We start from the raw sequence: 23,906 nt of genomic DNA on the forward strand, positions 1-23,906 counted from the left end.
GTGCCACAGCCCCAGAGTTTTACGTTAATGTATGGGACTACCGTAAACAAGCATAGTCTATTTTTTTCACGGCGCTGTGTCGCTTGCAGGTCATCACAACCGGTTATGCGGAGTAAGGTAGAGATTATTATGTATCAATCTCACATGAGTAAACGGGAACCGATCGGGTTGTACCGGTTAGATTTTCGAAGACTTCGGTTTCAAATGTCCTGATCCTCATTCCTTTTTTGCGCAAGCTCAGCACATCTGCTGCAATACGCTGTGAGCCAAACCAGAATAATCCGTCCAGCGCCGATACAGCCAGACCTTCTTCCAGTGCCTTTTTAAGGCGTTCACGCGGCGCTTTTAATTCCCTGGCGATATGCTGGTAAGGAGCAGCGGTGATACCGGCAGAATCTACCCGCCGGATACGGGTTACCAGCCGGTACTGGAATTCATCCGGCATGTTGCTCAAATCCGATTTTACGCTCCAGACGCAACCAAAACGCTTGCCGTTGAAGGTGGCACTTTTGCGGGTTATCTGAAGTTCATCGCGTAATCCGGCAATCAGCTGCGGAGTCCGCACCAATAGCAGCCGGAAAGGCAGCTCAAAACTGGTGACGTAATCCAGATTCAGTAATGCAATACGTAACCGCTCTTCAGCTCCAGCCTGTAACTGACGACACTCATCAAGTACCTCCTCCCACTGCCGGGTCCGGGCAGGCGATTCATTGAGTTCCATGAAACTGTACTTCTCGATTTGATACTCTATCCGTTTCACCATCGCTCTGTACTTTCCTGCTTCCGGGGGTTGGTATGGGTTGGGTAAATGATTTTGACACACTTTGCGCTTATGTTTCGCCAGCTGATGCTAATAAAGTACTTGAGCGCCGGGATAAAAGCGGAACCCGGGTCATGGTGGCAGCATGAATTATGTAGAGGATTTTATGAGCACGAGCAATCTTTATCTGTTACAACCGCTTGATGGCACCATCATTAAGTTTAATCCTGAAACCGGGGAACAAATTTCTGTCATTTCAGGCCTGCGATCTCATCCAGATGGCATTGCCGTCGATGCGCCGAATAACAAGATCTATTGGACCAATATGGGGGAAAACAAGGAGCCTGCGACGCTGGAATTTTTCCAGGCTGATGGCAGTGTTGAGACGGCGAAGCTGGACGGTTCTGACCGTAAGCGCCTGGTAGAAAATGGGCTTTTCGTCACCGGTAAGCAGCTTCTCCATGATCGTGAGAACGGACATCTTTACTGGTGCGATCGTGAAGGGATGCGCGTTTTTCGTTCAAAGGACGATGGCTCGGATCCATCGGTACTTATTCAGACGGGACTTTTTCCCCAGGATTCCAGAGACTATACGCGCCATTGCGTAGGCATCGCGATTGATGCCAAAGAAGGTTTGCTTTACTGGACGCAAAAAGGGCCTTCAAAAGGTGGGAAGGGGCGCATTATGCGCGCATCGCTCACTTTCCCTGCAGGAACAACGGCTTCTACACGTCAGGATATTAAGCCGGTGATGGAAAACCTGCCGGAACCGATTGATCTGGAATACGATTTTGCTAATAACCTGATGTACTGGACAGACCGGGGAGATTCGCTGAAAGGGGGGAATACGTTAAATTGTGCCTCGGTGAAAAATGGCGAGTTTACCCATCATCGTATCCTTGCTACGGGCCTGGACGAAGGTATTGGGTTGGCCTTAGACAATCATCGTGGCGTGATATGGATTACCGACCTGGGCGGTAATTTATGGCAGTACAAACTAAACTCAGATGAACCGCTTAAACGTATCGCCAGCTTTGGCCCGCTGACGGGTATTGCTCTTGGCTGAGTTGTGTCTGATTCAGGTTCGACTCTATCAGTGCTTGGGATCGAACCTGCGTTCAGGTGGGTTTTTTATGCGCAAAACAGGGAGCGATTTCGCTTTTTGTTGAGACTATTGATTCCTTTACTTTTGGTTATCTTTGAAGAACTTTATTTTTTCTTCTGAAGAGAGCGAATTGTATGGAAGAGATAGTTATTGTTGAGCCAGCTTTTTTCAGCCAGTTTCATTGTGTGGGGAGTGCCTGTCCCGATCATTGCTGTAAAGGCTGGGACATTGAGCTTGATGAGCCGACAGTGAATCGCTATATAAACAGTGATGAAATTGAAATTCGTAATATTGCCGTGGAAAATATCATCACAACAAAAAAGAGTCATAGTAGCTGGGGGAAGATTCAATTAAAAAACAATGGTGACTGTACTTTTCTTGATGAAGACCGCTTATGCAAAGTGCATAAATCTCTGGGGGAAAAGGCGTTGAGTACCACTTGCGCGATTTATCCCCGCCTTTATGCAAGCTATAAATATGAAATCAGAAGTAACCTGACGCTATCTTGTCCCGAAGCAGCGAAGAGACTGTTAACTACCCCTGGCGCGATGCTTTACAGCGAAAGAATCAAACTCAGCCCTGAAGCGATAAATGCACCGGATATTAGCCAGGAAGATCGCCTGCTCAATCTGATGTGTTCAAATATTATGGTCAGCTGTGGTATGGCAATCGAAGAAGGCTTTTACGGCATCATAATGCTGCTTCTTTATCGCGATAAACAGGCAGAGAGCGATGATCTGTATGAAAATTTGTTAAGTTATTTTGAGGAAATCCAGGCGGCGATTCAAAACGGCCAGATAAGAAAAAACATCGAAGAATTAATCCCGGATTATCAGCTGCAATCCGAGCTGCTTCTGCGACTGCAAACGTATCTGAACACAAAATATGAAGGACGCGGCGGGGCGACCTTACGAAAATATTCTCAAAAATTGATTGAGTTGCAGAACAAAGTCATTAAAGAAAATGATGTCCTGACACCCATGCAGCGGCTAAATAAAATCTGGCAAGAGAAAGTAGTGCCGTGGCTACAGAATCGCCCCGAACTGCTCAGTAACTATATACAGTACCGCATGTATGAGGATTTTTTTCCGGTGAAAAATGGAAGAGAACCTTTTACCAATCTTTATTTTTTGATGTCAGAATGGTTCCTGTTGAAATGGCTTATTGCTGCATCTGTTGAGCTTAAAAACGATTTCAATGAAGACGATGTAATTAATATTGTTTATAGTTATCATGGCATTACCAGACATAACAAATACGCTGAAGATGCTTTTTTGGCAGAGATTGAAGAGGTGAAGCTCAAAGATAATTCAGCACTGGCTTATCTGTTGAAATAATGCGGGATCTCTGATGTGAGTGTTTCTTAGAGAAAATACCGAGTCCGGAAAAGCATCCGCATCTCCGATGCGGACATCTGAATTTAGCGCCATGAAAAAGGCGCACAACGCGCATTATGTTAAATACGATATCCGCACATCCTCCGGACCGCGCCTCGCCCGTAGCGGCGCGAAAACCTCGGTGATTGCCGCTGCCTGCATAATTTTCTGCAGCTCACTCTTTGTCGAGATCATTGCTCGTTGCGCATCGCGCAATAAAGCGATAAAAAAGATGTGGAACGGATACGGCAACGTCTTTATGTGATTGATAACGCAAATACACTTGATGAGATCGCTGCTTTTTCCCAGTATAAGTTTCATCCACTGACAGGGAACCGAAAAGGAACATATTCAGTTACCGTGCGAGCAAACTGGCGAATCACGTTCGAATTCAAAGACGGTGACGTATAATATAAGCGCGAACGCACCTCACCCGTAGCGGCATGATTTATCACGCGGGTTTTCTCCATCATGGCTGGACGATGCGCGATAAATCGCGCCGCTACGGCAAAACTCTTCAGGAGTTTCCCCTGCTCTTTTCTCAGATTTCACGTAGCGACGCCTGATAACATTGAGCTTGGGTATGTAATCAGGAATACCTATTCCACGCAGCTTCCATGGCTTTTCCCTGCACAGTTTTATAGCCATATCGGTTGATGGTCGCTTCCAGTGCTGCGAGGGTTTGCAGTACGCAATCCTTACGGGCGTTATAGCCCATGGTGCCGATACGCCACATTTTTCCTTTTAATGGGCCGAATGAGGTGCCGATTTCGATGCCGAAATCGTTAAGCATACATTCGCGGATTTGCTGGTCATGCAGGCCGTCAGGAATGTTAATACCCAGCACATTATTCATCTTATGCTGAGGATCACCGAATACCTCCAGTCCCATCGCCTCAACCCCGGCACGTAACGCGTCGCCATGCAGTGCATGTCTGGCGATGCCCGTATCCAGACCTTCCTGCACAATCAGGCGGGCGCACTCACGCGCACCATACAGCGCTGATGTCGCCTCGGTATGGTGGTTAAGCCGTTCACTACCCCAGTAATCCATGATCATGGCGAGATCGAAATAATTGGAAGAGATGATGGGTTCGTCACCATCATGATGTCGGACATCGCGAATACCTTCTTCGACGTGACGGCGGCGCTGGATATAGTCAGCCATCGACTCACTCAGCGTAACCGGCGATGTTCCGGCGGAGCCGCCCAGGCATTTTTGCATCCCGGCGGAGACAGCATCTAAACCCCATGCATCCGTTTCAAGGGGGTTGCCGCCGAGAGTGGCGGTGGCATCAGTATAAAACAGCACGCCATAACGCTGACAAATCGCCCCTAATTCTTCCAGTGGTTGCCGCATGGTGGTTGAGGTATCACCGTGCACAGTTAACAACATGGTTGGCCGGACGCGCTTAATGGCATCTTCGATCTGGTCTGGTGTAAACACAGTCCCCCAGGGCGTCTCAATGGTGTGAACTTCCGCCTGGCAACGACGGGCGATTTCACACAATAAATGTCCGAAGCGACCAAAAACCGGCACCAGCACTTTATCGCCTGGCCGAATGGCCGACACCAGAATCGCCTCAATGCCTGCACGGGAAGTGCCATCAACCAGCAAGGTCCAATGGTTCGCGGTACGAAACACGGAACGATACAGCATCATGACTTCGTTCATGTATGCCGTCATCGCCGGGTCATATTGCCCAATAAGTTGTGCTGACATCGCCCGCAATACACGAGGATCTGCATTGATCGGACCGGGTCCCATTAACAGACGCTGAGGGGGATTCATCTGGGTGAAAACATGCTTGTTCAAAGAATATTCCTGCTGTTAGTGACGTAATATTTTGCTGACAAACTGGCGGGTACGCTCGTGGGTGGGAGCATCAAATACCTGCTGTGGTGAACCGGTTTCCACCACCTGTCCATCGGCCATAAACACCACCTTCGACGACACTTCACGGACAAAACTCATCTCATGAGAAACGATAAACATGGTGATCCCTTCAGAGGCCAGTTCGCGGATGGTATCCAGCACCTCGTTGACCATCTCAGGGTCGAGAGCCGCCGTCACTTCATCCAGCAGCAGAATGGTCGGCTTCAGTGCCAGCGCACGGGCAATCGCCACCCGCTGCTGCTGGCCGCCGGAGAGTTGATCCGGGTAAGCATTGATGCGATGTGACAGTCCCACCCGTTCCAGCAGGCGGCGCGCATCCTGCTCCACTTCCTTCTTCGACCAGCCTTTAATTTTGGTTGGTGTGATCATCACGTTTTCCAACACGGTCATATTCTGGAACAGGTTGTACTGCTGGAACACAATCGCGATGGACTCACGCAGCTGACGTAACTCACTTTTATTGGTGTAATCTACTACGCTGTTTTCCAGCAAAACCTGCCCCTCTTTCGGTAGCAGCAATCCCATCAGCACGCGCAGCAAGGTACTTTTGCCAGAACCAGAAGGACCGATCAGGCTGACAATGTCGCCCTTCTCCACCGATAAAGTGACATTCTCCAGCACGGGCTGGTCGTTATAGGCGGCTTTTAATTTAATGATGTCGAGCTGTGGCAATTTTTCTCTCCAGACGCTTACCCAGACGCGATAGCGGATAAGACACAATGAAATAAAGCATGAGGACGACGGCATAAACCAGCGTGGCCGAGTAACCTTTATCAGAAAGGATTTTGCTGGCGGAGGTGAGTTCCATCACTCCAATCTGCGAGGCAAGCGTCGTGTCTTTGATGTACATAACAAAGAAGCTGAAGGTTGGCGGGATCACCACTGTCAGAGACTGCGGAATGATCACGTAGCGCAGTGTCTGCAAATAGGAAAAATTCAGCGTGACCGCCGCTTCCCACTGGTTATGATGCACGGATTCCAGACCACTGCGGATGATTTCCCCTAAGTAAGCCGCGGCGATAATACATACGCTGATTAATGCTACGGTGAAGGTGGAAAAGCGCAGTCCGGAATACTGGCTGATAAAAAACACCAGAAATAACGTCACCAGAAAAGGAATACGCCGGAAAATAAAGAAATAGACATGTACCACCCCGCGCAGGGGTGACAGCATCGCCGCTTTGGTATTGATAACCACCGCCAGCACGAAGCCCGCCAGAAAACCGATCAGGCAACCAAACGCCGACAGTGCCAGCGTGATACCCAGACCCTGTAATAACAGCAACAGGTTGTAGTACGAGAACAGCCCGGTAATTTCCGACCAGTCGAAGTAGCTCATTAAAATACCCCCGTCCTGGCCCGAAACAGAAACCGTCCCATAATGGCCAGAGCAAAGGTGGCAAGAATGGTGATAACGATATAAATAACGGCAGCCACTGAGAAGGATTCCACCGACAAATAAGTTTGTGAACTCAGGTTATAGGTGCGACCGGTGAGTTCTTCGACGCCAAACATTGAGGCCATCGAGGTACCCAGAGTCATAACAATGAACTGGTTCGAAAGGGGTCGGAACATCACCTTGATCACATGTGGAAGGATGACGTAACGGATGATCTGGATACGCGAGAATCCCAGCACTTCTGCGGCTTCAATTTCCATACGGCGGACAGAGTCGAAACCTGCGCGCTGGATTTCGCACAAATAGGCACCCGCGTTGAAAGTGGCGCCGATCAGAACCGCCGTAAACGGCGAAAGCAAAATACCGACTTCTGGCAGCGCAAAAAACAGAAAATAGATCTGCACCAGCTGCGGAGTATTGGTGGCAAAAATCACATATGCGTTAATAAATTTGCCTGCCAGCCTGGGACCATAGCGCAGGATGCTGGTACAAATCATCGCAATAACCATACCAAAGGCGAAGGCCAGCACTGCCAGTTGCAGGCTAATCCAGGCTCCGCCCAACAGGTAAGGCAACTGATCGAGAATAGGGAAAAAATTCAGGTTCATCAGAACAATGCTCAATCACACAAGGGTGCCCTGACCTTCCGGGCACCCGATTTAATCAGAACGAAAATCAGTATTTCGTCGGCGAGGCGGTGGGATCATGCAACATGGCGTGACCAAACCATTTCTTCCAGCTGGTGCCGATAAAGCCTGATTTATGCAGCGAGGCGATCTCGGTATTTAACTTCTCGCGCAGTGCAGTATTGCCTTTGCTGACGGCGATACAGTCGTAGTCCACCTCAATCGGGTCATCCACGACGTGCCATTTGGTGGGATACTTTTTGGTGTAATCCAGCATGAAATCGAGCACGTCAATCAGCGCATCGGCACGGCCCTGGGCAATAGCGCGCACGGCATCCGGATAGTTATCGAGGATTAACAACTGAGCCTTGGGAATATTGTCCTGGATATATTTAATTGGCGTGGTGCCGCGTACCTGCACCAGTTTCACTGACGGATCGTTCAGATCCTGCCATTTCTTGTAGGGTTTTTTCTCGGTCGTGAGAATGCCCAGCACTTCGGTGTTTACCGGATCGGTGAAATCGACCACTTTCATACGGTCATCATTACGGGTCATGCCGCCCATCACCGCATCAATTTTGTCAGACATGATAAATGGCACGCGGTCATTCGACCCAACCGCAACCAGTTCCAGTTTCACGCCCATCGAATCGGCAATTTTTTTCGCTACGGTCGCATCAAAACCAGAGATCTGATTTTTATCGTCATACACCCCTAACGGCGGGAGATTTGGATTCACGCCGACGATCAGAGTTTTGGATTTCATGATCTCATCCAGCGATCTGGCGTTGGCCGTTGCAGCGCCAAACAGCGCGCTGGCAATACAACTCGCGATAACCATTTTTCCCAACATACTAATTTTACTCATTATTTAACTCCCGGCGTCGTCTGATTGCTTACCCTGGTGTTGGCAAATTACCAACGATATAAACTTCGTATGCTTTACATATACGATTGGTATACGATACCATGCCTTCCATCTTGTCAAGCCTCAATGAGCAGTTGTCGACCAAAAAGGGTGACTTTATGCAGCACATTTCAGGGAAAAACGTCCGTTTCGTTTTTGACAATCAGGGATATATGGCCTTGAAGGGCCAGAGCATTGCCGCCGCGCTTTTTTCGAGTGGCGTCAAAACGTTGCGCTTCAGTCCTCATCAACATCAACCCCGGGGCATGTTTTGCCTGATGGGATCGTGTCAGGAGTGCCTGGTCATGGTGGAGGGTAAGCGGGTATTAGCTTGCAAAACTGAGGCCAGTGCTGATCTGATTGTTCACTCTGTACCGGATATCGATCCTTATGAATCATTATGACCTGATCGTGCTGGGTGCCGGTCCGGCTGGCGTTTCGGCGGCACTGATGGCAGCAGCGAAAGGACTGCGTGTCGCACTGTTCGATGAAAATAGCGCTGCCGGTGGGCAGGTTTATCGTGCGCCGATCATGCCAGACGCAAAAATGGACGGTGCAGAATTCAGGGCCGGTGAAACCTTGCGCGATGAACTATCACGGAGCAACGTGCGCCTCTTTTTAGGGCATACCGTGTGGGCGGTAACCGGCGATTATCGTGTTGATGCCCTTGGGCCGGACGGTTCGATGTCCTGCACCACGACGGTGCTGCTGGTGGCAAGTGGCACCACAGAACGCGTAGTGCCCTTCGAGGGGTGGACGCTGCCCGGCGTCATTGGTCTGGCAGCGGCGACGATTTTACTCAAATCGCAACGTACCTTGCCGGGCAACACCACCCTGGTGGCCGGGTGCGGGCCTTTGCTGGTGGCAGTAGCGGGTAATACCCTCAAAGCGGGCGGCCAGGTGAAAGGCATCGTGGATATTGCCTCGCGTAGTGAGTGGTGCAGCACAGCCGCAGCGTTGCTGGCCCGCCCCGCCATTTTCAAACAAAGCCTCAGTTATGGCTTGCCGATTTTACGCGCCAGGGTACCGATCTATTCACGCCATACTCTGGTGAAAGTGACTGCACAAGGCGATCAGCTACTGGCTGAGCTGGCTCCGTGTGATGCCTCGGCGCGGCCCATCGCCGGTCCCACGAAACAGATTCTGGTGGATTGCGTTGCCGTTGGCCATGGTCTGACACCTTCTACCGACATTACGCGTCTGCTGCATGCAAAACATTATTATTCCCGTGCAGCGGGAGGCTGGATTGCACAGACGGATGAAAATGGCCAGACCAGCCGTGAACGGCTGTTTGTTGCTGGCGACAGCGCCGGTATTCGTGGTGCCGCTGCGGCCATTGAACAGGGAAAACGGGTCGGGCTGGCCTGTGTGGCTCTTATTCGCGGTGCAACCGCAGCCGCATCTGAAGCGGAGAGCCTGACCAAAACCTGGCAACACGCCGCCCGTTTCGGTCAGAAGATGGCCGCTATGATGGCGCTGCGTGAAGGCCATGTTGAGAGCATCCCGCAGAATACCGTGGTTTGCCGTTGTGAAGACGTGACGCGCGCGGAAATTGAACAGGCCTGCGAGGCCGGAGCCAGGGATGTAAACCAGCTGAAAGCCTGGACGCGCTGTGGCATGGGCCCGTGCCAGGGACGCACCTGTGGTGATATTGCTGCCGAACTGCTGGCCAACAAACAAGGCGTGTCGCGTGAATCTGTCGGGATCTTCTCTCCCCGCACCCCACTTCGCCCGCTCACCATCAGCGACATGACCGGTGACTACGACTATGCAGACATTCCGATTCCTAAGGCGGCCCCACTGTGAGTGAACTTAACGCTTCATCACGCTTTGATGTGTGCATCGTGGGCGGCGGCGTTATGGGCTGCTCCACTGCGTTGTTTCTGGCAAAAGCCGGGATGCGCGTGGTGGTGGTGGAACGCAATGCCCTGTGCCGCAGCGCATCCGGCGTCAATGCGGGTACGTTAACGCTGCACATGACCCGCGCGGCACTGGTGCCCTACGCCATGAAAGCCTGGGATATGTGGATGCAGCCGGAAACCTGGCTGGGTCAGGGCGTGCTGGCGACCCATGCGCCCGGTTTATCCCTCGCATTTACCGACGCCGAAGTAGCCATGCTGGAGGAACGTGCCGCCGCGCGGCGTGCATATGGCGCAGATATCTCGGTGATCTCCCCGCAGGCGGCGATGAAGATCGATCCGGGCATCAATGGTTCCATCAAGGCGGCTGCCTTTTGTGAAATAGACGGTTTCGCCAGCGCTTATCTGACCGGTCGTGCGTTTCATGCGGCATTACGGGCTGCCGGGGTGACCATCATGGAACAATTCCCGGTTGGTCATATTGAGCGGCAGAGCGCGGGTTATCGTGTTTCAACCGAAGATCACAGCCAGTCTGTTGAGGCCTCCCGTCTGGTGCTGGCTGGCGGCGTCTGGCTGGAACCGATGCTGGAAATGGTTGGCATAACCATTCCGGTTAAAACCCTGATCAACCAGCTGATTGTGACTGAAAGGATGCCGCCGGTGATGCGTTCGGTCCTGAGCATCGCCAATGGCCTGCTCTCCATGAAGCAGTTTGCTAATGGCACGGTGGTGATTGGCGGTGGCTGGCAGGGTATCGGTTCGCGTGAACTGGGCGGCAGAGAAACCATTCCCGAGAACCTGATCGGTAACCTGCGGCTCGGGCAACACGCTGTTCCGGCGCTGGCTTCCGCCCGCGTCGCACGTATCTGGCTTGGCCTGGAGTCCGAAACCGCCGATGCGATGCCGATGATTGGGCCAGTGCCGCAGCACCCGGATCTCTACGTTATCGGATGCGTCCACTCCGGCTATACCAGCGGCCCTTATATGGGCAAATTGCTGGCTCAGCAGATTTTAGGCCAGCAACCAGACATGCCGCTTTTCGATCCCTCACGACTGCTACCCATTGAAAACAACGCGGTCGCTTCCTTTTCCAGAGGCTAATAACAAAATGAAAGAGTTACACCATTACCAGGGTGTGTATGCGGCGACAGTCTGTCCGATGGATGAGACCGGCAAATACATTGATGAAGCAAGCCTGATTGCGCATTTGCGCCAGGTTTCGCAGGTGGCAGGGATCCGCGGTCTGTTGATCAACGGGCATGCGGGTGAAAACTTCGCGCTCTCGCGTGAGGAAAAACGCCGGGTGGTCACTCTGGCTCGTCAGGTGTGTCCGCCGGATACGTTGCTGGTGGCAGGTCTCAATGCTGAAGACAGTTACGATGCGCAGGCTCAGGCCGATGATGCGAAAGCCGCTGGAGCCGACGCCATTCTGCTGTTCCCCCCCTATTCCTGGACACTTTCCACCGACGATAAAACGGTACTCAATCACCACCGGATCGCCAACCAAAACGCCGCTTTACCCATGATGCTGTATCAGTCGGGAGTGAACAGCGGTGGTATGGCTTATCCACCCAGCCTGCTGCAGCAACTGGTCTGTTTACCCAATGTGGTTGCAGTGAAAGAAGGCAGCTGGGAAACCGCGACCTATGAGGCAAACCTGCGGCTGGTGCGTGAAGTTGCACCGCACGTCGCGGTGATGGCCTCGGGTGATGAGCATTTGCTGACCTGCTTTGCGCTGGGCACCGATGGCAGCCTGGTGAGCCTGGCGGCAGTGGTCCCGGAACTGGTGGTGGCGTTGTACAACGCGATGCAGGCACAGAACCTCGCTGAAGCACAGCGATTGCATCAGTTTGTTTATCCATTGGCGAAGGAGATTTACGGCACCTGGCCTGGCACTCATGCCAATGCACGTTTAAAAGCCTGTCTGCATCTTGCCGGGCATCTTCCCCATGCTATGCCCCGCCCGCCAGTGCCTGCCGTTGACGACGCACAGCGTCAGCGGTTAGCGACGGCGCTGGCTTTTGCACAATCCTTTACTGCCAATTCCTAATTGCAAGCGGAGACCAACATGACGAGTACCCTGATTCGCGGTGGGCGCATTATCACTGCTGTCGACGATTATCACGCCGACATTCTTATTGAGAATGAAAAGATAGTCAGCATCGGACTGAACCTGCAACCTGGGGCAAATTGCCAGGTGATCGAAGCCAGCGGCATGATGCTGTTTCCGGGCGGGGTGGACTGCCATACCCATATGGAAAACACCTTTGGCCCCTCGGTCACCGCCGATAACTTTAAATCAGGCACCCGTTCGGCAGCGTTTGGTGGTACCACCACCATTATCGATTTTGCATTGCAAAATCATGGTACCAGCCCGTTGCAGGCCATCGAACGCGCACAATCCAAAGCTGACAACGTCGCCAGCATTGATTATGGCTTTCACGTCATTATCACTGAGGTGGACAAACAAGTACTGGAAGATATGCGCTATGCCATCCGTCATGAAGGCGTTTCCAGCTTCAAGATGTTTATGGCGTATCCGGGCACGGTGATGTCGGATGATGCCGCCATTTTCCAGGCCATGCGTATGGTGGGCCAGCATGGCGGCATGGTCGCGCTGCATGCGGAAAACGGCACCATCGTCGAACTGTTAATTCAGGAAGCGCTGGCTCAGGGGCACACCTCACCCCGCCATCACGCCCTGACGCGTCCCGCCCTGCTGGAAGGTGAAGCCACTCACCGCGGGATCAAACTGGCAGAACTGGCCGAAGCACCGGTCTACTTTGTTCATTTATCAGCCAAAGAAGCACTAAAACATGTGGTGGAAGCGCGTGACCTGGGCATTCCGGTGTTTGCCGAAACCTGTCCGCATTACCTGTTCTTTGATGAATCTTCTTACGCTGACAGCGACGAGTCCGACAGCTTTGATGGTGCGCGTTTTGTTATGAGCCCGCCGCTGCGTTCCAAAGAAGCGCAAAACGCTTTGTGGACAGCACTGAAAACCGATGACTTGCAATTGATCTCTACCGACCATTGCCCCTACTGCATGAAAGAAGGCCACTTAGGAAAAATTAATCAGAAGCCGCTGGGCGCGAATGATTTCTCCAAAATCCCTAACGGCGTGCCAGGTGTCGAGACGCGTATGACCGTGGTGTATGACGGCGGCGTGCGCAGTGGTCGCATTTCGCTGAACCGCTTTGTTGAGCTGATGTCCACCGCACCGGCGAAGCTGTTCGGCCTGTTCCCACAAAAAGGCACCATTGCCGTGGGCAGCGACGCCGATATCGTTATCTTTGATCCGCTTGAAAAGCACACTATCAGTGCCGCGACGCAGCATAGTGACGTTGATTTCACCCTTTTCGAAGGACATCAGGTACAGGGTAAAGTTAAGAAGGTGCTGTTACGTGGTGAGCTGCTGGTTAGTGATGACCAGTGGGTAGGTAAAACCGGTCAGGGACGTTTCATTCGACGTGGTGAAGTTGGCAAGTGGTAGGAGAACGTTATGCCTTACTATGACTATCATTGCCCGGACTGCGGCACGTTTGAATTGCGTCGTTCGGTGGCGGAACGCGATCAACCGGCACCCTGCCCGGTCTGTTCACAGCATGCTGAAAGGAAGCTGAGTTTCCAGCCGGTGTTGCTGCGCAGTAAACCGGGTGCGGAGGTGCGTAACCCGTTACATGTTGAGGGATGCCCCTGCTGCCCTGGGCAGATCAAGTAAGCCACTTTGGGAGGGTATGCGTCCGCGGCATACCCTCGCGCGTTTAGTTGCCTTCGGTGATCCTTTTCATCACGAAAGTCGATAGGTTTCTCAGGTGCGTTCTCACTGCCTGGCTGGCCGCTGCGGCATCCCCGCTTTTCCAGGCATGCAGGATGGCCAGATGTTCTTCACGATCTTCTTCGATGCGGTTAAAGGGGGTGATCAGTTCAAACATCCGGCTCTGGGTGCGGGCCTGTTCAATCATCCGTGCCAGCACCGCATTGCCCGAATGCTGAGCAAAGAGGGTATGTACCGTATCGTCAACATCCCAGTAGGCTTGTTCGGGCTGACCAGCCGATAAAGACTGCACCTGCTCAGCCAGTTGATCAATCACTCCGGCATCAATTTTGTTGATGGACAGCGCAATCGCCTCGGTTTCCAGCAGCTCGCGGACTTTCATGATTTGAAAATATTCCTGCGCACTAATAAAGCGAACAGAATAGGAGCGTGCGCTCGATCTGACCAGCAACCCTTCACCTTCGAGTCGCAGCAACGCTTCGCGTAGCGGTGTCCGGGAAATATTAAGTTCTTCCACCAGACGACCTTCAACCACCGCCCCGCCGCTCCGGAGGGTTTTTTCCAGGATCATACGGCGAAGCATTTGATAGGCCACTTCCCCTAACTTTTCTGCAGAGGTTTGTTTTACTGAGGTCACTTGGTACTCACCATCAAGACATTTACTGGAAAGTATACAATACGTGTACGATTGAAAAAAGCAGTAAACCTAAGAATTAGCCAGCATGAAAAGCCGGTAAAACATGATGATAATGGCGGCTGATACCTTTTCGGCGTCGACATTATCATGTGTCTCGCTGGCTCCTCCGGTGACAGGATAAGAGAATTCTTTATTTTATTAAGGAAGGACTTAAAAATTATCACGGTTCATCCTTATGGCAGTAAATTATTGCAAACGAACTTCACTCTCCTGATCGCGGTTCATAAAATCATGCTGTTACGCTAATGTGGCAGGGTTGAAAGAAATAATCACTCGCCGTCTTGTTATTATCGAATACGACTTTAGCGTAAAAATAAATCATTTAATCAACCATGCATAATGAATTAAGGGAATAAAATGCATAATATATCAAGGCGAAAATTAATTGTGGCGTCATTAGGCGCAACGGCACTGGCTGCAACGGGGAGTGCCTTTGCGAAAAGTGCTGACAGTAATAAGACTTTCCTGAAAGGAAATAGAATGAACAGTCAAAGAGCGTTGATCATTGTCGATATGCAAAATGATTTCCTGCCCGGCGGTGCGCTTGCGGTTCAGGATAGCGATGTGATCATTCCAGTTATAAATAGTCTGTATGATAAATTTGATAATATCATTGTGACTCAGGACTGGCATCCGGCAGGGCATATCTCTTTTGCCAGCAGCCACGAAGGCAAGAAACCTCTCGATGTTATTGAAACCAGCTATGGTCCGCAGGTTCTGTGGCCCGATCATTGTGTGCAGGGCAGCTCAGGCGCTGAAATCAACAAGCAGGTCAAAACGGACAAAGCACAATTAGTGATTCGTAAAGGCTACAACATTGAACTGGACAGTTATTCTGCCTTTGAAGAAGCCGATCACAGTACACCAACAGGACTGGCAGGCTATCTGCATGAACGCGGGATCAGTGAACTCTATGTGGTGGGTGTGGCGACAGATTTTTGTGTGGGCTGGACAGCCATGGATGCGGTGAAAAAAGGCTTCAGCGTCAGTGTGATTGAAGACGCCACCAAAGGTATCGATCTGGACGGTTCTCTGGCTGACGCCTGGGATAAAATGCAGGCTGCGGGTGTTAAGCGAGTTAACTCGTCTGAGATCACTGCGGTCGTTCGCGCGTAAATCACAAAAGGTAGCGAATGGCTTCGCTACCTTCCGTTTTGACTATTTTTGTTCAGCGCTTTTCTGCTGTTTATTTGCCATATGGTGACCAACAACGCATCCAACTGCCGCGCCAATAACGGCATGATGTTTGAGGTGCCCTACCGCTGCACCGACGGCGGCCCCTTTAAGGCATCCTTTTGCCTGTGCCTGGGAAGTCACGGACATCAGCAGGCTCAGAGTGACGACCAGAATCGAGATTTTACGCATGTATTTTCAGTCCACAGGAAATGAGTGACAACTTGGGATTTCAGAATATCCCCTCTAACCACAATGATGAATAAACGGGTTAAGGCAGTGAACAGGAAAACTGTAACTCTTTGATTCGCTATGTTTCCTGGTGAACAATGAGGGGCACAGTGTTTAATTTTAGTGGGTGATTTTATTTGAGCCATACAGTTTGTTGTAACTAATAAGGAAGGCTGTTCTTTCAAATCCGTGACTATTTATTTGACGGCTGTCTCACAATCTTTTCTCAACTTTTTCCCGGCTCTGCCGATAGTTAAAACAGCATAGACTTTTACAGGTCAGTCTTAGCTCGCTTCGAAAAACACCAGGTTGGTCAGGACAACACTATCCCGGCCTGCACAGCGATGTGCAGAAGAGACATCCGTCATGTCCGGCAGGGAAAAATCATGCAGCACGCCGTGAAAGTTACGCCCCAGCAGGCGTAGCCAGAGAAGGCTCTGCATACGTCTTATTCAACGGAATAGCGATAACCTCCTGGGGTGTCTTATGTTTGGTGTGAAAAAATCGAGCCTTGCTCTGCATTTCTCCAAAGATGGCAACGTAGTAAAGGACATTAATGCGATCAAACAGCATGTGGCATGGATTGAGTTTTTGCCTGATGGCGAAATACTCAGCGCCAACCCGCAGTTTCTTGAGGTTACCGGCTACAGCCTGAGCGAAATTCAGGGGAAACATCACCGGATTTTCTGTAGCCCGGTTTACAGCCAGTCGTCGGACTATCGCACCTTCTGGCAGACGCTGGCTTCAGGTGAATCGGTCACCGGCATTTTTGAACGCTTCAATAAGCAGCAGCAACGGTTCTATCTCAGTGCCACTTACTTTCCGGTCAGCGACGATAAAGGCAAAGTCTATAAGGTGATTAAAGTCGCCACCGACATCACCGCACGACATCAGGAACTGGAACAAAAAGAAGCCGTCATCACCGCGCTGGACCGCTCGATGGCGGTGATTGAATTCACACCCGACGGCCACATTATCGGCGCCAACAACAATTTTCTCACCCACATGGGTTATCAGCTGTCCGCGATTGTCGGCAAGCACCATCGCATCTTCTGCTATGACAACTTTTATCGCGAGAATCCGGATTTCTGGCACAAGATCAGCAAAGGTCAGCACTTTGTCGGTCGTTTTGAGCGCAAAACTGCCAGCGGTGAACGTATCTGGCTCGAAGCCAGTTACAACCCGGTCTATGATGTGGACGGTAAAGTACACAAAGTCATCAAAATTGCCTCGGATATCACCAGCCGCGTTGAAGCCGCAAAACGGGTGGCGGATATCGCCGTGACCACCTCGGAACAAACCTCGCAAATCACCCATAACGCCAACGAAGTGCTGGATGAGACCGTCCGTAACTCGGGGCTGGTGGCGCAGCAGGTCAATGCCGCCACCGAGATCGGTGCGCAGCTTAATGCCTCAGCCAAAAGCATCAGCGAAGTGGTGGAGTCGATTAACCTGATAGCCTCACAAACCAACATTCTGGCGCTAAACGCGGCGATTGAATCGGCACGGGCTGGCGAAGCCGGGCGCGGGTTTAGTGTGGTCGCAGGCGAGGTACGACGACTGGCGGCTTCAACTTCAACGGCCACCAAAAAGATCACTGAAGTGGTGGAAGAGAATGCGCGCCTGATCCAGCAAATGTATCAACAGCTGGATGAGGTCAAACATTTTGTGGTGACCGAGCAGGATAAAATCAGCGACCTCTCGCGCAGCCTGCGTGAAATAAACCGCGGCGTGCACGAATTTGTTAACGTTATTCACCGGCTGGATGTGTAACTATCAGTCAGGGCGGGAGCCCGATGGCTCCCCTTCCCCTTGTATCATTAGCCTGCAACAACCCTGTGCAGTTCTGACGCAATTTCAATCCGATACTCTCCGTACGATACACCGGTGTCGTGCAAACTATGTATATGGCGGATTATAGGAATCCTGTATATATTGTAGATATCAGATATATGGTTAATCTACTGCAAGGGGTCAGATCATGATCACACAAGAAAAAGACTCTGATTTTGAAGTCATTGCAATTCAGGCAGACAATATCTCGTACTTCAAAACTGATGACGGGCACGCTGACATTACTATTACAGTACCGGAGGACTTCCATGATGACCAGGAAGATCAGACAGAGCGGTACTATGTACTGAAACGCCCTTCCTCGATTGATGACGTGGTCTTTAAAATTGCGCTTGAAGCCGCTTTCCGTGCTGTAACCGGGTTAAGCCAGCTGCCCACTACAGTGCAAACAACGACGCCTTCAGTCAGCGTTCAGCGTGGAGGCAAGCAAAAGAATGCCGGGACAATCAATACAGAACGTCTGGAGAAACTTAAAAAGATTATTCTGAATGACAGCGAGTGGCTACCTGCTCAGGAGGTTTCACGTCGGGGGGGAGGCAGTGCTGATGTGAAAAACCCCAGCGGATTACCAAATCGCTGGAAGCGGGCCGGAAAAATTTTTGCCATAACATCGGAAGGCAGGGACTTGTACCCTGCTTATGCACTGGATGTCGGTGGACAACCCCTGCCGCTGATGAAAAAAATTATACAACTGTTCGGGGAAACAAAAACACCATGGTCTCTGGCCGTTTGGTTTGGCACCCCCAACAGCTGGCTGAGTAATAAAAAGCCCAAAGACCTCCTGACCTCAACGCCGGAGCGGGTACTGGAAGCCGCACTAAGGGCGAAGGAAGGGCCTGTCCATGGTTAAAGAAATCAGAACCCCTGGGAAAAACGATAACCTTTCGGCCAGACTGGTCATCTGGCCAAAAGGGAAAACCATCGAGAGAATCCACTCATCGCAGTTTGGTGCGACAGAGTTTAACCCGGGGAAAGGGAAAAGCAGGTTCAGTCCCATCACTGATAGCGAAGATAACAACATCCCAACATTATACGGCGGAGAAAATCTGCCGGTCGCATTGATGGAGACGGTATTACATGACCTCCCTACGCCATGTGAAAATGCGCCTGTAGAGTTATCCACTCTGGACAAACTTGCCCGCAGCCAGATCTCCTCTAAAGAAGATATTCAGCTTGTTGACCTCACCCCCCGCTTCATGAAAAAAAACGGCATCACGCAAGGCGATTTACTGGGTTCTTCCGCAGATAATTATCCAGAAACACGCAGATGGGCAGAAAAAATCCATAGCGATAATCCGCAAGCTCAGGGACTTCAGTGGGCTTCCAAACAGCATGGGGATAAAGCGGTTATGTTGTTTGGAGATCGTGTGAATATTCATGATCTCAACGTTTCTATTGATTCCGAGCCTGCCTCAACATCAACAGACGTAAATAACGAACTCGCGGCTCTTGCTGATGAAATGGCTCTGGTTCTTATTCCCAGAGATTTGACCTGAATAAACCGAGGCTTCAGAGGTTTAAATCAGCAAACATTTCAACGAAAGGCATGATCACCGAGGCATCGTGACTGGCGTGCTGATACAACAGCCAGGTGCGGCTTTTCAACGTCTCCCCCGCCACCTGCAGCGGCTGGCACCACAGCCGTTCTGACAGAGGTTGATAACTCGATACAATGGCATAACCCAGACCACGCTCCACCATCGCGAGGCACACTTCCAGCTTATCCACCTGCATTGCCACGCGCGGTGCCAGCGTGAAATTGGCGTTCCACCAGCGCTCAATCAAATGAGTGATATGCCCGCCATGATTGATACGAATTTGTGGCAGCTGCGGCAATAATCGCAGGTCGAGTGGCTGCTGGCTGACCAGCCAGTAATCATCAATATCCACCAGCCGCTTACCGTCTCGCCAATGATAATCATCTTTCACCAGTGCGGCATGTACTTCGTCACGCTGGAGTTTTTGATACATCTCTTCGCTTAAGCCACTGACCAGATTGACGCGGATGCCGCTATGCAGTTCGCTGAACCGCGCCAGGATCTCAGGCAACCGATAGGCAGCAAAGTTGCTGGTAACACCAATGCGCAGCTCGCCCTGACGTGGCTGGCTGAGGCTGTGCAGCGTCTGCCGCAGCTGCTGCGATTCCTGCAACATCTTATCGGCGTGCTGCGCCAGATAACGTCCCTGGGCGCTGAAAATCAGGCTGCGACCGCTTTCTTCAAACAGCTGCACATTGAGTTTGCGCTCAATCTGCTTCAGCCGATAACTCAGCGCGGGCTGTGAGGTATACAGCTGCTGCGCTGCGCGCGTGATGTTCTGGTGCTGCCAGACAGTAAAAATGATCAGCCAGTCTTTCTCGTTCATCTCTGCTTCTGTTTTCTCCCATCCATAAAATATTTTTTGTGTTGATGACGCAAGCAATAAAAAAGCTCAATTGGGCTTTTGTGATAAAGCGGGGTATATCTGAATAACAGGATTTAATTCAATAAATTAGATGCACCAATTTGGTGTTTATGGAGTCTGCGCTGCACCATGACTGAGCAAAAGCAAAAAATTATTTATGCTGTCGAGGCGATCCGCGTGGCGATGAGCACGCTGGCGCGTGAGATTCACGGCGATCCGGAGCTGAGTTTCAATGAACATCGTGCGGCACAGCGGTTACAGGCACCGCTGGCGGCGGCGGGCTTTACGCTGACGCAGCCACTGGCGGGTCTGGACACCGCCTTTTGCGCCCGTTTCGATACCGGTCGCCCCGGTCCCCGTCTGGTATTGCTGGCGGAATATGACGCCCTGGCCGAACTGGGCCATGCCTGCGGTCATAACCTGATCGGCAGCGCCTCAGTGGCAGCAGCACTGGCGCTGGTGAACAGTGGCACGCTGACCCACGGTAGCCTGGAGGTGATGGGCACCCCGGCAGAGGAAGAAGGCGGCGGCAAAATTATCATGGCCAACGCCGGGCTGTTCGACACCGCAGACGCGGTGATGATGTTCCACCCCAGAGAGAAAAATATGGTGACCCGAGGCGCGCTGGCCTGCGTTGACGCCGTGTTTAAGTTTTATGGTAAAGCGGCGCATGCCGCCTCTGCCCCCCATTTGGGTATCAGCGCGCTGGACGGCGTAATTCAGACCTTTGTTGGAGTGAATGCGTTGCGTCAGTTCTTTACCGATGACGTCCGTGTGCACGGCATCATCACTCATGGCGGCAGCGCGACCAATATCGTTCCAGCCTATGCCGAAGCGAAATTTCTGCTGCGCGCGGCCACCATGGGTGGCCTACAGATTGTCCGGCAGAAAGTGTTTGCGGCAGCAGCAGCGGCAGCGGCAATGAGCGGCGCACGGCTGGAGATTGAGGAAGGGCTGACCTATGCCGAACGCAATAACAATCTGGCGCTGGCCGGGCTGTTTCAGCACAACCTGGAGCAGCTGGGACTGACTACCGAAGCGCCGCCAGAGCGTGGCGGCGTGGGTTCATCGGATATCGGCAATGTCAGCCAAATCACAGCCGCCATCCACCCTTACCTGCGTATTGGCGATGTAGTGCCACATACACCCGAATTTGCTGCCGCAGCCGGGTCAGATGCCGGTATGGAAGCTATGCTGAATGCCGCCAAAGCCATGGCGATGACGGCGCTCGATTTACTCGACCCTGCGGCCTTGCAGGCGGTACGTGATGAATTCACCGCCTGGCGTTCTGTTCACTATCCTGCTGGAGAATCCCAATGAAGTCTGCTGTAACCCTGTTAGCGATGATGACGATGGCGCTGAGTGCGCAGGCGTGGTCAGCCGGTGAAACCCTGCGCGTGGGCGCAGACCTGAGTTATCCCCCGTTCCAGTACCGTGATGCGTCAGGGACACCAACCGGTTTTGAAATCGACATCACCAATGCGGTTTGTAAAGCGGCACAGGTGAAGTGTGAATATGTGGTAAGCAGTTTCGATGCCGAAATTCCGTCACTGATGGCACGCAAGGTGGATTTTATCTCGCCACTGGGTGCTACGGCGAAACGCCAGAAATCGATTGATTTCAGCGATTTTATCTACCATATCCCCACTAAACTGGTGGCGCATAAAGGCAGTAACTTGCAGCCTGACGTCGCCTCGTTGCAGGGCAAGCGTATCGCTGTACAACAAGGGTCAATCCAGGAGATGTACGCCAATAAATACTGGGCACCTAAAGGGGTAGATATCGTGATGTACCCCGATCAGGATGTGATCTATCAGGACCTGGCGGCAGGCCGTCTTGATGGTGCGCTGAGTCCCGGCGTGGCGGTAACTTACGGTTTCCTCAACAAACCGGAAGGCAAAGATTTCGCGCTGATCGGCCCGGAAGTGCGGGATGACCTGCTGTTCAGCATCGGCTCAGCTTATGGCGTGCGTAAAGGTGATGAGAAGATGCAGCAGCTGCTTAACGCCGGGCTGGCTAAAGTGATGGCCGATGGCACCTGGGAAAAGGTGAAGCAGCATTACTTTGGCAATCTGGAGATGAAAGTGACGCGCACGGAGCCGGTGAATGCAGCCCAGTGAGTGGCAAATCATCATGCGGCAATTGCTGGATGCGTTTGCCTCACTGCACCGGCTTTCCGGCAGTGAGGATGCCGAGCGCGGCGCAGAGGTGCTGTGCGCGCTGCTGGAGCAACACGGCATTCCCTTCACCCGTGAAAGCTGTGCGCTGTGGCTGAGTGATCCGCTCTCCGCCAGCCTGACTCTGCCAGACTATCCTGCCATGCAGTTTCAGGCCAAAACCCGCTCGTTCTCCGCCAGCTGCCCTGAGGGTTGCGAAGCAGAACTGTTCTATGATCGCCAGTCGATGTCATTTGTCACCGATAAGGCTTCTGCCGCGTGGGCCGCATCGGTCCGCGGCAAACTGGTGGTAGCCGATCAGGGCTTTGAAGATTATGTGCAACGGCTGATGCAGGCGGGGGCCGCGGGGCTGATTCATATCTGGGGATCCGCCGAAACTGCGCTGCATGAGGAGACGGTCGGGCCGATCTGGGGCACACCCGTACCGGATGATGCCGTGCGTTATCCCACTATCCCGGTCATCACTATTAATCAGCCACAGGGACAGGCGCTGCTCAGCCACTTACAGCAGCAACCCGTGCGGGCGAGGATCACCACAGAAGTCCATGAACACGTTGCACGCTGTTCATTGCCGGTGGTGGACATTCCCGGTCGCAGCGATGAGTTTGTGCTGCTCTCGTCTCACTACGACTCATGGCACCAGGGACTCACCGACAACGCTACGGGTAACGCGCTTTGTCTGGCAATGGCCCTGGCGTTTTCCCGCTCACCGCAGCCGCTACAGCGCGGTTTGCGCATTGCCTGGTGGCCGGGGCATTCGAATGCCCGTTATGGCGGTTCGGCATGGTATGCCGACAGTCATCGCGCAGCGTTGCTGCGTCATGCCGTGGCACATATCAATGTTGACTCTCCCGGTTGTGTCGATGGCAGTGAGCTGGTGATCAACGCCAGCGGTGCCGAATCTCCCGCATGGCTAAATCAGGCGCTGTATGCGGTGACAGGTAAACCTGCTGAGCGTATTACGCCGCTCGGAAAAGGTGCCGATCAATCCTTCTGGGGCGTCAGCATTCCACTGCACTTCGCGCTGCGTGAAACCCCTCTGGTGCGCACCACCCTGTCGCCCGGCAGCGGTGGCGGCTGGTGGTGGCATACAGAAGAAGACACGCAGGATAAGGTTGATGAAGCTCTGCTATTGCGTGATGCGCAGATTCATTATCACTGGTTGCAGCAGCTGCTCCGTGAGGATGTGCTGCCGACAGACCCGCAGCATTACCTGCAACAGCTGAGTGATGCACTGGCGCAGCTACAAAGTGCTGTCGATCCGGCGTTTTCCCTGCAAACCTGGGCGACATGGCTCGATGCTTTGCTGCGCGAATGTGCCTCATCACATCACCCATCGAGCCAGCAGGCTGCGATTACCCTCTGGCATCGCCTGCGTTATCGCGCCAGCGATGATTACCATCCGGACCTGAGTTATCACGGTGGCGCCTTTCCCGGAATGCAATTGCTGAGTGGTCACAGACGTGAGAACTGCAGCGACCGCTACTGGCTGATGCTGGAGACGCAATATATGCGCCAGCTGGCGCGCGGTGAGGAATTGCTGAAGGAAAGCCTGACGGTTTTACAGGCTGGCAGACAATGATGTTTCCTGCCCGCCGCACAATGCGGCGGGAGGAGAAAACTGTCGCGGGCGTCTACAGTTATTCTATCGTGCCATCGCTAAG

Annotated in this window: 27 protein-coding genes; 17 read left to right on the top strand and 10 right to left on the bottom strand. The window is 52.3% G+C overall.

What is annotated here, in order from left to right; translation table 11 throughout:
* Window positions 1–127 precede the first annotated feature (127 nt).
* Window positions 128–763 carry an ECs1377 family protein gene (locus AC6I8X_RS27365; protein WP_299456438.1) on the bottom strand — a complete coding sequence of 212 codons (636 nt, stop codon included), beginning with the start codon at window positions 761–763 and terminating at the stop codon, window positions 128–130.
* Between the two features lie 142 nt (window positions 764–905).
* On the opposite strand from AC6I8X_RS27365, the gene AC6I8X_RS27370 reads away from it, so the two are divergent.
* The 4 genes from AC6I8X_RS27370 to AC6I8X_RS27385 all read left to right on the top strand — a co-directional run bounded on the left by AC6I8X_RS27370 (window position 906) and on the right by AC6I8X_RS27385 (window position 3,652).
* Window positions 906–1,826, top strand: a complete 921-nt coding sequence (locus tag AC6I8X_RS27370) for a YncE family protein (RefSeq protein ID WP_299456440.1) — start codon at window positions 906–908, stop codon at window positions 1,824–1,826.
* A 173-nt stretch (window positions 1,827–1,999) separates the two neighbouring features.
* Complete coding sequence (gene fliB / locus AC6I8X_RS27375; RefSeq protein ID WP_299456442.1) at window positions 2,000–3,202, top strand: flagellin lysine-N-methylase; 1,203 nt, start codon at window positions 2,000–2,002, stop codon at window positions 3,200–3,202.
* 91 nt (window positions 3,203–3,293) lie between these two features.
* Window positions 3,294–3,506 carry a hypothetical protein gene (locus tag AC6I8X_RS27380; RefSeq protein WP_299456444.1) on the top strand — a complete coding sequence of 71 codons (213 nt, stop codon included), beginning with the start codon at window positions 3,294–3,296 and terminating at the stop codon, window positions 3,504–3,506.
* Window positions 3,503–3,652: a type II toxin-antitoxin system RelE/ParE family toxin gene (locus AC6I8X_RS27385; RefSeq protein WP_299456446.1), complete on the top strand. Its 150-nt coding sequence runs from the start codon at window positions 3,503–3,505 to the stop codon at window positions 3,650–3,652. The genes AC6I8X_RS27380 and AC6I8X_RS27385 overlap by 4 nt, the downstream gene beginning before the upstream one ends.
* Before the next feature lie 178 nt (window positions 3,653–3,830).
* Here AC6I8X_RS27385 and AC6I8X_RS27390 read toward each other — a convergent pair whose 3' ends face one another.
* The 5 genes from AC6I8X_RS27390 to AC6I8X_RS27410 all read right to left on the bottom strand — a co-directional run bounded on the left by AC6I8X_RS27390 (window position 3,831) and on the right by AC6I8X_RS27410 (window position 8,031).
* The gene (locus tag AC6I8X_RS27390) at window positions 3,831–5,033 is read right to left on the bottom strand and encodes a pyridoxal-phosphate-dependent aminotransferase family protein (protein WP_497842024.1); all 1,203 of its coding nucleotides are present in this window, start codon (window positions 5,031–5,033) and stop codon (window positions 3,831–3,833) included.
* Window positions 5,034–5,072: 39 nt separating this feature from the next.
* On the bottom strand, window positions 5,073–5,810 hold the full coding sequence (locus AC6I8X_RS27395) for an amino acid ABC transporter ATP-binding protein (RefSeq protein ID WP_299456450.1): 738 nt from the start codon (window positions 5,808–5,810) through the stop codon (window positions 5,073–5,075).
* Window positions 5,788–6,477 (bottom strand): amino acid ABC transporter permease, encoded by a 690-nt coding sequence (locus AC6I8X_RS27400; RefSeq protein WP_084878970.1) that lies wholly within the window; start codon window positions 6,475–6,477, stop codon window positions 5,788–5,790. Before AC6I8X_RS27400 ends, AC6I8X_RS27395 begins: the two co-directional genes overlap by 23 nt.
* Entirely contained in the window at window positions 6,477–7,145 is a 669-nt protein-coding gene (locus tag AC6I8X_RS27405) for an amino acid ABC transporter permease (RefSeq protein ID WP_299456453.1), read from the bottom strand. Before AC6I8X_RS27405 ends, AC6I8X_RS27400 begins: the two co-directional genes overlap by 1 nt.
* 67 nt (window positions 7,146–7,212) lie before the next feature.
* Window positions 7,213–8,031 carry a transporter substrate-binding domain-containing protein gene (locus AC6I8X_RS27410; protein ID WP_299456455.1) on the bottom strand — a complete coding sequence of 273 codons (819 nt, stop codon included), beginning with the start codon at window positions 8,029–8,031 and terminating at the stop codon, window positions 7,213–7,215.
* A gap of 158 nt (window positions 8,032–8,189) precedes the next feature.
* On the opposite strand from AC6I8X_RS27410, the gene AC6I8X_RS27415 reads away from it, so the two are divergent.
* Genes AC6I8X_RS27415 through AC6I8X_RS27440 form a run of 6 tightly spaced genes read left to right on the top strand, consistent with a single transcriptional unit; the run spans window position 8,190 to window position 13,650 of the window.
* Entirely contained in the window at window positions 8,190–8,474 is a 285-nt protein-coding gene (locus AC6I8X_RS27415) for a (2Fe-2S)-binding protein (protein WP_299456457.1), read from the top strand.
* Entirely contained in the window at window positions 8,461–9,876 is a 1,416-nt protein-coding gene (locus AC6I8X_RS27420) for an NAD(P)/FAD-dependent oxidoreductase (protein WP_299456459.1), read from the top strand. Before AC6I8X_RS27415 ends, AC6I8X_RS27420 begins: the two co-directional genes overlap by 14 nt.
* Window positions 9,873–11,030, top strand: a complete 1,158-nt coding sequence (locus AC6I8X_RS27425; RefSeq protein WP_299456461.1) for an NAD(P)/FAD-dependent oxidoreductase — start codon at window positions 9,873–9,875, stop codon at window positions 11,028–11,030. Before AC6I8X_RS27420 ends, AC6I8X_RS27425 begins: the two co-directional genes overlap by 4 nt.
* Window positions 11,031–11,037: 7 nt before the next feature.
* On the top strand, window positions 11,038–11,979 hold the full coding sequence (locus tag AC6I8X_RS27430; protein ID WP_299456463.1) for a dihydrodipicolinate synthase family protein: 942 nt from the start codon (window positions 11,038–11,040) through the stop codon (window positions 11,977–11,979).
* Window positions 11,980–11,997: 18 nt separating this feature from the next.
* Window positions 11,998–13,422, top strand: a complete 1,425-nt coding sequence (gene hydA / locus AC6I8X_RS27435; protein WP_497842011.1) for a dihydropyrimidinase — start codon at window positions 11,998–12,000, stop codon at window positions 13,420–13,422.
* A gap of 9 nt (window positions 13,423–13,431) precedes the next feature.
* A complete protein-coding gene (locus AC6I8X_RS27440) occupies window positions 13,432–13,650 on the top strand; it encodes an FmdB family zinc ribbon protein (RefSeq protein ID WP_208717992.1) in 219 nt (72 codons plus the stop codon).
* Window positions 13,651–13,693: 43 nt separating this feature from the next.
* Here AC6I8X_RS27440 and AC6I8X_RS27445 read toward each other — a convergent pair whose 3' ends face one another.
* Window positions 13,694–14,344 (bottom strand): GntR family transcriptional regulator, encoded by a 651-nt coding sequence (locus AC6I8X_RS27445; protein ID WP_299456470.1) that lies wholly within the window; start codon window positions 14,342–14,344, stop codon window positions 13,694–13,696.
* Between the two features lie 540 nt (window positions 14,345–14,884).
* On the opposite strand from AC6I8X_RS27445, the gene pncA reads away from it, so the two are divergent.
* Window positions 14,885–15,520, top strand: a complete 636-nt coding sequence (gene pncA, locus AC6I8X_RS27450) for a bifunctional nicotinamidase/pyrazinamidase (protein WP_299456472.1) — start codon at window positions 14,885–14,887, stop codon at window positions 15,518–15,520.
* A gap of 42 nt (window positions 15,521–15,562) precedes the next feature.
* On the opposite strand, the gene AC6I8X_RS27455 is transcribed toward pncA, so the two are convergent.
* Both AC6I8X_RS27455 and AC6I8X_RS27460 read right to left on the bottom strand, forming a co-directional pair.
* A complete protein-coding gene (locus AC6I8X_RS27455) occupies window positions 15,563–15,769 on the bottom strand; it encodes a YMGG-like glycine zipper-containing protein (RefSeq protein ID WP_084878959.1) in 207 nt (68 codons plus the stop codon).
* Between the two features lie 323 nt (window positions 15,770–16,092).
* Window positions 16,093–16,251, bottom strand: coding sequence for a hypothetical protein (locus tag AC6I8X_RS27460; protein WP_158087429.1), 159 nt, complete (start codon window positions 16,249–16,251; stop codon window positions 16,093–16,095).
* Window positions 16,252–16,294: 43 nt separating this feature from the next.
* On the opposite strand from AC6I8X_RS27460, the gene AC6I8X_RS27465 reads away from it, so the two are divergent.
* The 3 genes from AC6I8X_RS27465 (at window position 16,295) to AC6I8X_RS27475 (ending at window position 19,158) form a co-directional block, all read left to right on the top strand.
* On the top strand, window positions 16,295–17,581 hold the full coding sequence (locus AC6I8X_RS27465; RefSeq protein WP_299456481.1) for a methyl-accepting chemotaxis protein: 1,287 nt from the start codon (window positions 16,295–16,297) through the stop codon (window positions 17,579–17,581).
* A 208-nt stretch (window positions 17,582–17,789) separates the two neighbouring features.
* The gene (locus AC6I8X_RS27470) at window positions 17,790–18,512 is read left to right on the top strand and encodes a hypothetical protein (RefSeq protein WP_299456484.1); all 723 of its coding nucleotides are present in this window, start codon (window positions 17,790–17,792) and stop codon (window positions 18,510–18,512) included.
* Window positions 18,505–19,158 carry an RES family NAD+ phosphorylase gene (locus AC6I8X_RS27475; protein WP_299456486.1) on the top strand — a complete coding sequence of 218 codons (654 nt, stop codon included), beginning with the start codon at window positions 18,505–18,507 and terminating at the stop codon, window positions 19,156–19,158. Before AC6I8X_RS27470 ends, AC6I8X_RS27475 begins: the two co-directional genes overlap by 8 nt.
* A 13-nt stretch (window positions 19,159–19,171) precedes the next feature.
* Here AC6I8X_RS27475 and AC6I8X_RS27480 read toward each other — a convergent pair whose 3' ends face one another.
* Window positions 19,172–20,026, bottom strand: a complete 855-nt coding sequence (locus AC6I8X_RS27480; RefSeq protein WP_299456488.1) for a LysR family transcriptional regulator — start codon at window positions 20,024–20,026, stop codon at window positions 19,172–19,174.
* A 168-nt stretch (window positions 20,027–20,194) separates the two neighbouring features.
* Between AC6I8X_RS27480 and AC6I8X_RS27485 the strand changes: the two genes are divergently transcribed.
* From AC6I8X_RS27485 to AC6I8X_RS27495, 3 genes are read left to right on the top strand one after another with little or no spacing between them, the layout of a single operon-like run.
* Window positions 20,195–21,385 (top strand): M20 family metallopeptidase, encoded by a 1,191-nt coding sequence (locus AC6I8X_RS27485; RefSeq protein WP_497842012.1) that lies wholly within the window; start codon window positions 20,195–20,197, stop codon window positions 21,383–21,385.
* On the top strand, window positions 21,382–22,185 hold the full coding sequence (locus AC6I8X_RS27490) for a transporter substrate-binding domain-containing protein (protein ID WP_299456492.1): 804 nt from the start codon (window positions 21,382–21,384) through the stop codon (window positions 22,183–22,185). The genes AC6I8X_RS27485 and AC6I8X_RS27490 overlap by 4 nt, the downstream gene beginning before the upstream one ends.
* The gene (locus AC6I8X_RS27495; RefSeq protein ID WP_299456494.1) at window positions 22,172–23,824 is read left to right on the top strand and encodes a M28 family peptidase; all 1,653 of its coding nucleotides are present in this window, start codon (window positions 22,172–22,174) and stop codon (window positions 23,822–23,824) included. The genes AC6I8X_RS27490 and AC6I8X_RS27495 overlap by 14 nt, the downstream gene beginning before the upstream one ends.
* The last annotated feature ends 82 nt before the right edge of the window (window positions 23,825–23,906 follow it).

It is taken from the genome of Pantoea sp. X-Soil-TKNS-1280 (assembly GCF_059730475.1).

What these genes read in the sequence shown, in the direction of transcription:
- AC6I8X_RS27365 (WP_299456438.1), bottom strand. Translation starts at nt 763, where the DNA reads ATGGTGAAACGGATAGAGTATCAAATCGAGAAGTACAGTTTCATGGAA.
- AC6I8X_RS27380 (WP_299456444.1), top strand. Translation starts at nt 3,294, where the DNA reads ATGAAAAAGGCGCACAACGCGCATTATGTTAAATACGATATCCGCACA.
- fliB (WP_299456442.1), top strand. Translation starts at nt 2,000, where the DNA reads ATGGAAGAGATAGTTATTGTTGAGCCAGCTTTTTTCAGCCAGTTTCAT.
- AC6I8X_RS27415 (WP_299456457.1), top strand. Translation starts at nt 8,190, where the DNA reads ATGCAGCACATTTCAGGGAAAAACGTCCGTTTCGTTTTTGACAATCAG.
- AC6I8X_RS27480 (WP_299456488.1), bottom strand. Translation starts at nt 20,026, where the DNA reads ATGAACGAGAAAGACTGGCTGATCATTTTTACTGTCTGGCAGCACCAG.
- AC6I8X_RS27490 (WP_299456492.1), top strand. Translation starts at nt 21,382, where the DNA reads ATGAAGTCTGCTGTAACCCTGTTAGCGATGATGACGATGGCGCTGAGT.
- AC6I8X_RS27470 (WP_299456484.1), top strand. Translation starts at nt 17,790, where the DNA reads ATGATCACACAAGAAAAAGACTCTGATTTTGAAGTCATTGCAATTCAG.
- AC6I8X_RS27390 (WP_497842024.1), bottom strand. Translation starts at nt 5,033, where the DNA reads ATGAATCCCCCTCAGCGTCTGTTAATGGGACCCGGTCCGATCAATGCA.
- AC6I8X_RS27465 (WP_299456481.1), top strand. Translation starts at nt 16,295, where the DNA reads ATGTTTGGTGTGAAAAAATCGAGCCTTGCTCTGCATTTCTCCAAAGAT.
- AC6I8X_RS27405 (WP_299456453.1), bottom strand. Translation starts at nt 7,145, where the DNA reads ATGAACCTGAATTTTTTCCCTATTCTCGATCAGTTGCCTTACCTGTTG.
- AC6I8X_RS27400 (WP_084878970.1), bottom strand. Translation starts at nt 6,477, where the DNA reads ATGAGCTACTTCGACTGGTCGGAAATTACCGGGCTGTTCTCGTACTAC.
- AC6I8X_RS27410 (WP_299456455.1), bottom strand. Translation starts at nt 8,031, where the DNA reads ATGAGTAAAATTAGTATGTTGGGAAAAATGGTTATCGCGAGTTGTATT.
- AC6I8X_RS27420 (WP_299456459.1), top strand. Translation starts at nt 8,461, where the DNA reads ATGAATCATTATGACCTGATCGTGCTGGGTGCCGGTCCGGCTGGCGTT.
- hydA (WP_497842011.1), top strand. Translation starts at nt 11,998, where the DNA reads ATGACGAGTACCCTGATTCGCGGTGGGCGCATTATCACTGCTGTCGAC.
- AC6I8X_RS27485 (WP_497842012.1), top strand. Translation starts at nt 20,195, where the DNA reads ATGACTGAGCAAAAGCAAAAAATTATTTATGCTGTCGAGGCGATCCGC.
- AC6I8X_RS27430 (WP_299456463.1), top strand. Translation starts at nt 11,038, where the DNA reads ATGAAAGAGTTACACCATTACCAGGGTGTGTATGCGGCGACAGTCTGT.
- AC6I8X_RS27460 (WP_158087429.1), bottom strand. Translation starts at nt 16,251, where the DNA reads ATGCAGAGCCTTCTCTGGCTACGCCTGCTGGGGCGTAACTTTCACGGC.
- AC6I8X_RS27455 (WP_084878959.1), bottom strand. Translation starts at nt 15,769, where the DNA reads ATGCGTAAAATCTCGATTCTGGTCGTCACTCTGAGCCTGCTGATGTCC.
- pncA (WP_299456472.1), top strand. Translation starts at nt 14,885, where the DNA reads ATGAACAGTCAAAGAGCGTTGATCATTGTCGATATGCAAAATGATTTC.
- AC6I8X_RS27370 (WP_299456440.1), top strand. Translation starts at nt 906, where the DNA reads ATGAATTATGTAGAGGATTTTATGAGCACGAGCAATCTTTATCTGTTA.
- AC6I8X_RS27440 (WP_208717992.1), top strand. Translation starts at nt 13,432, where the DNA reads ATGCCTTACTATGACTATCATTGCCCGGACTGCGGCACGTTTGAATTG.
- AC6I8X_RS27495 (WP_299456494.1), top strand. Translation starts at nt 22,172, where the DNA reads ATGCAGCCCAGTGAGTGGCAAATCATCATGCGGCAATTGCTGGATGCG.
- AC6I8X_RS27475 (WP_299456486.1), top strand. Translation starts at nt 18,505, where the DNA reads ATGGTTAAAGAAATCAGAACCCCTGGGAAAAACGATAACCTTTCGGCC.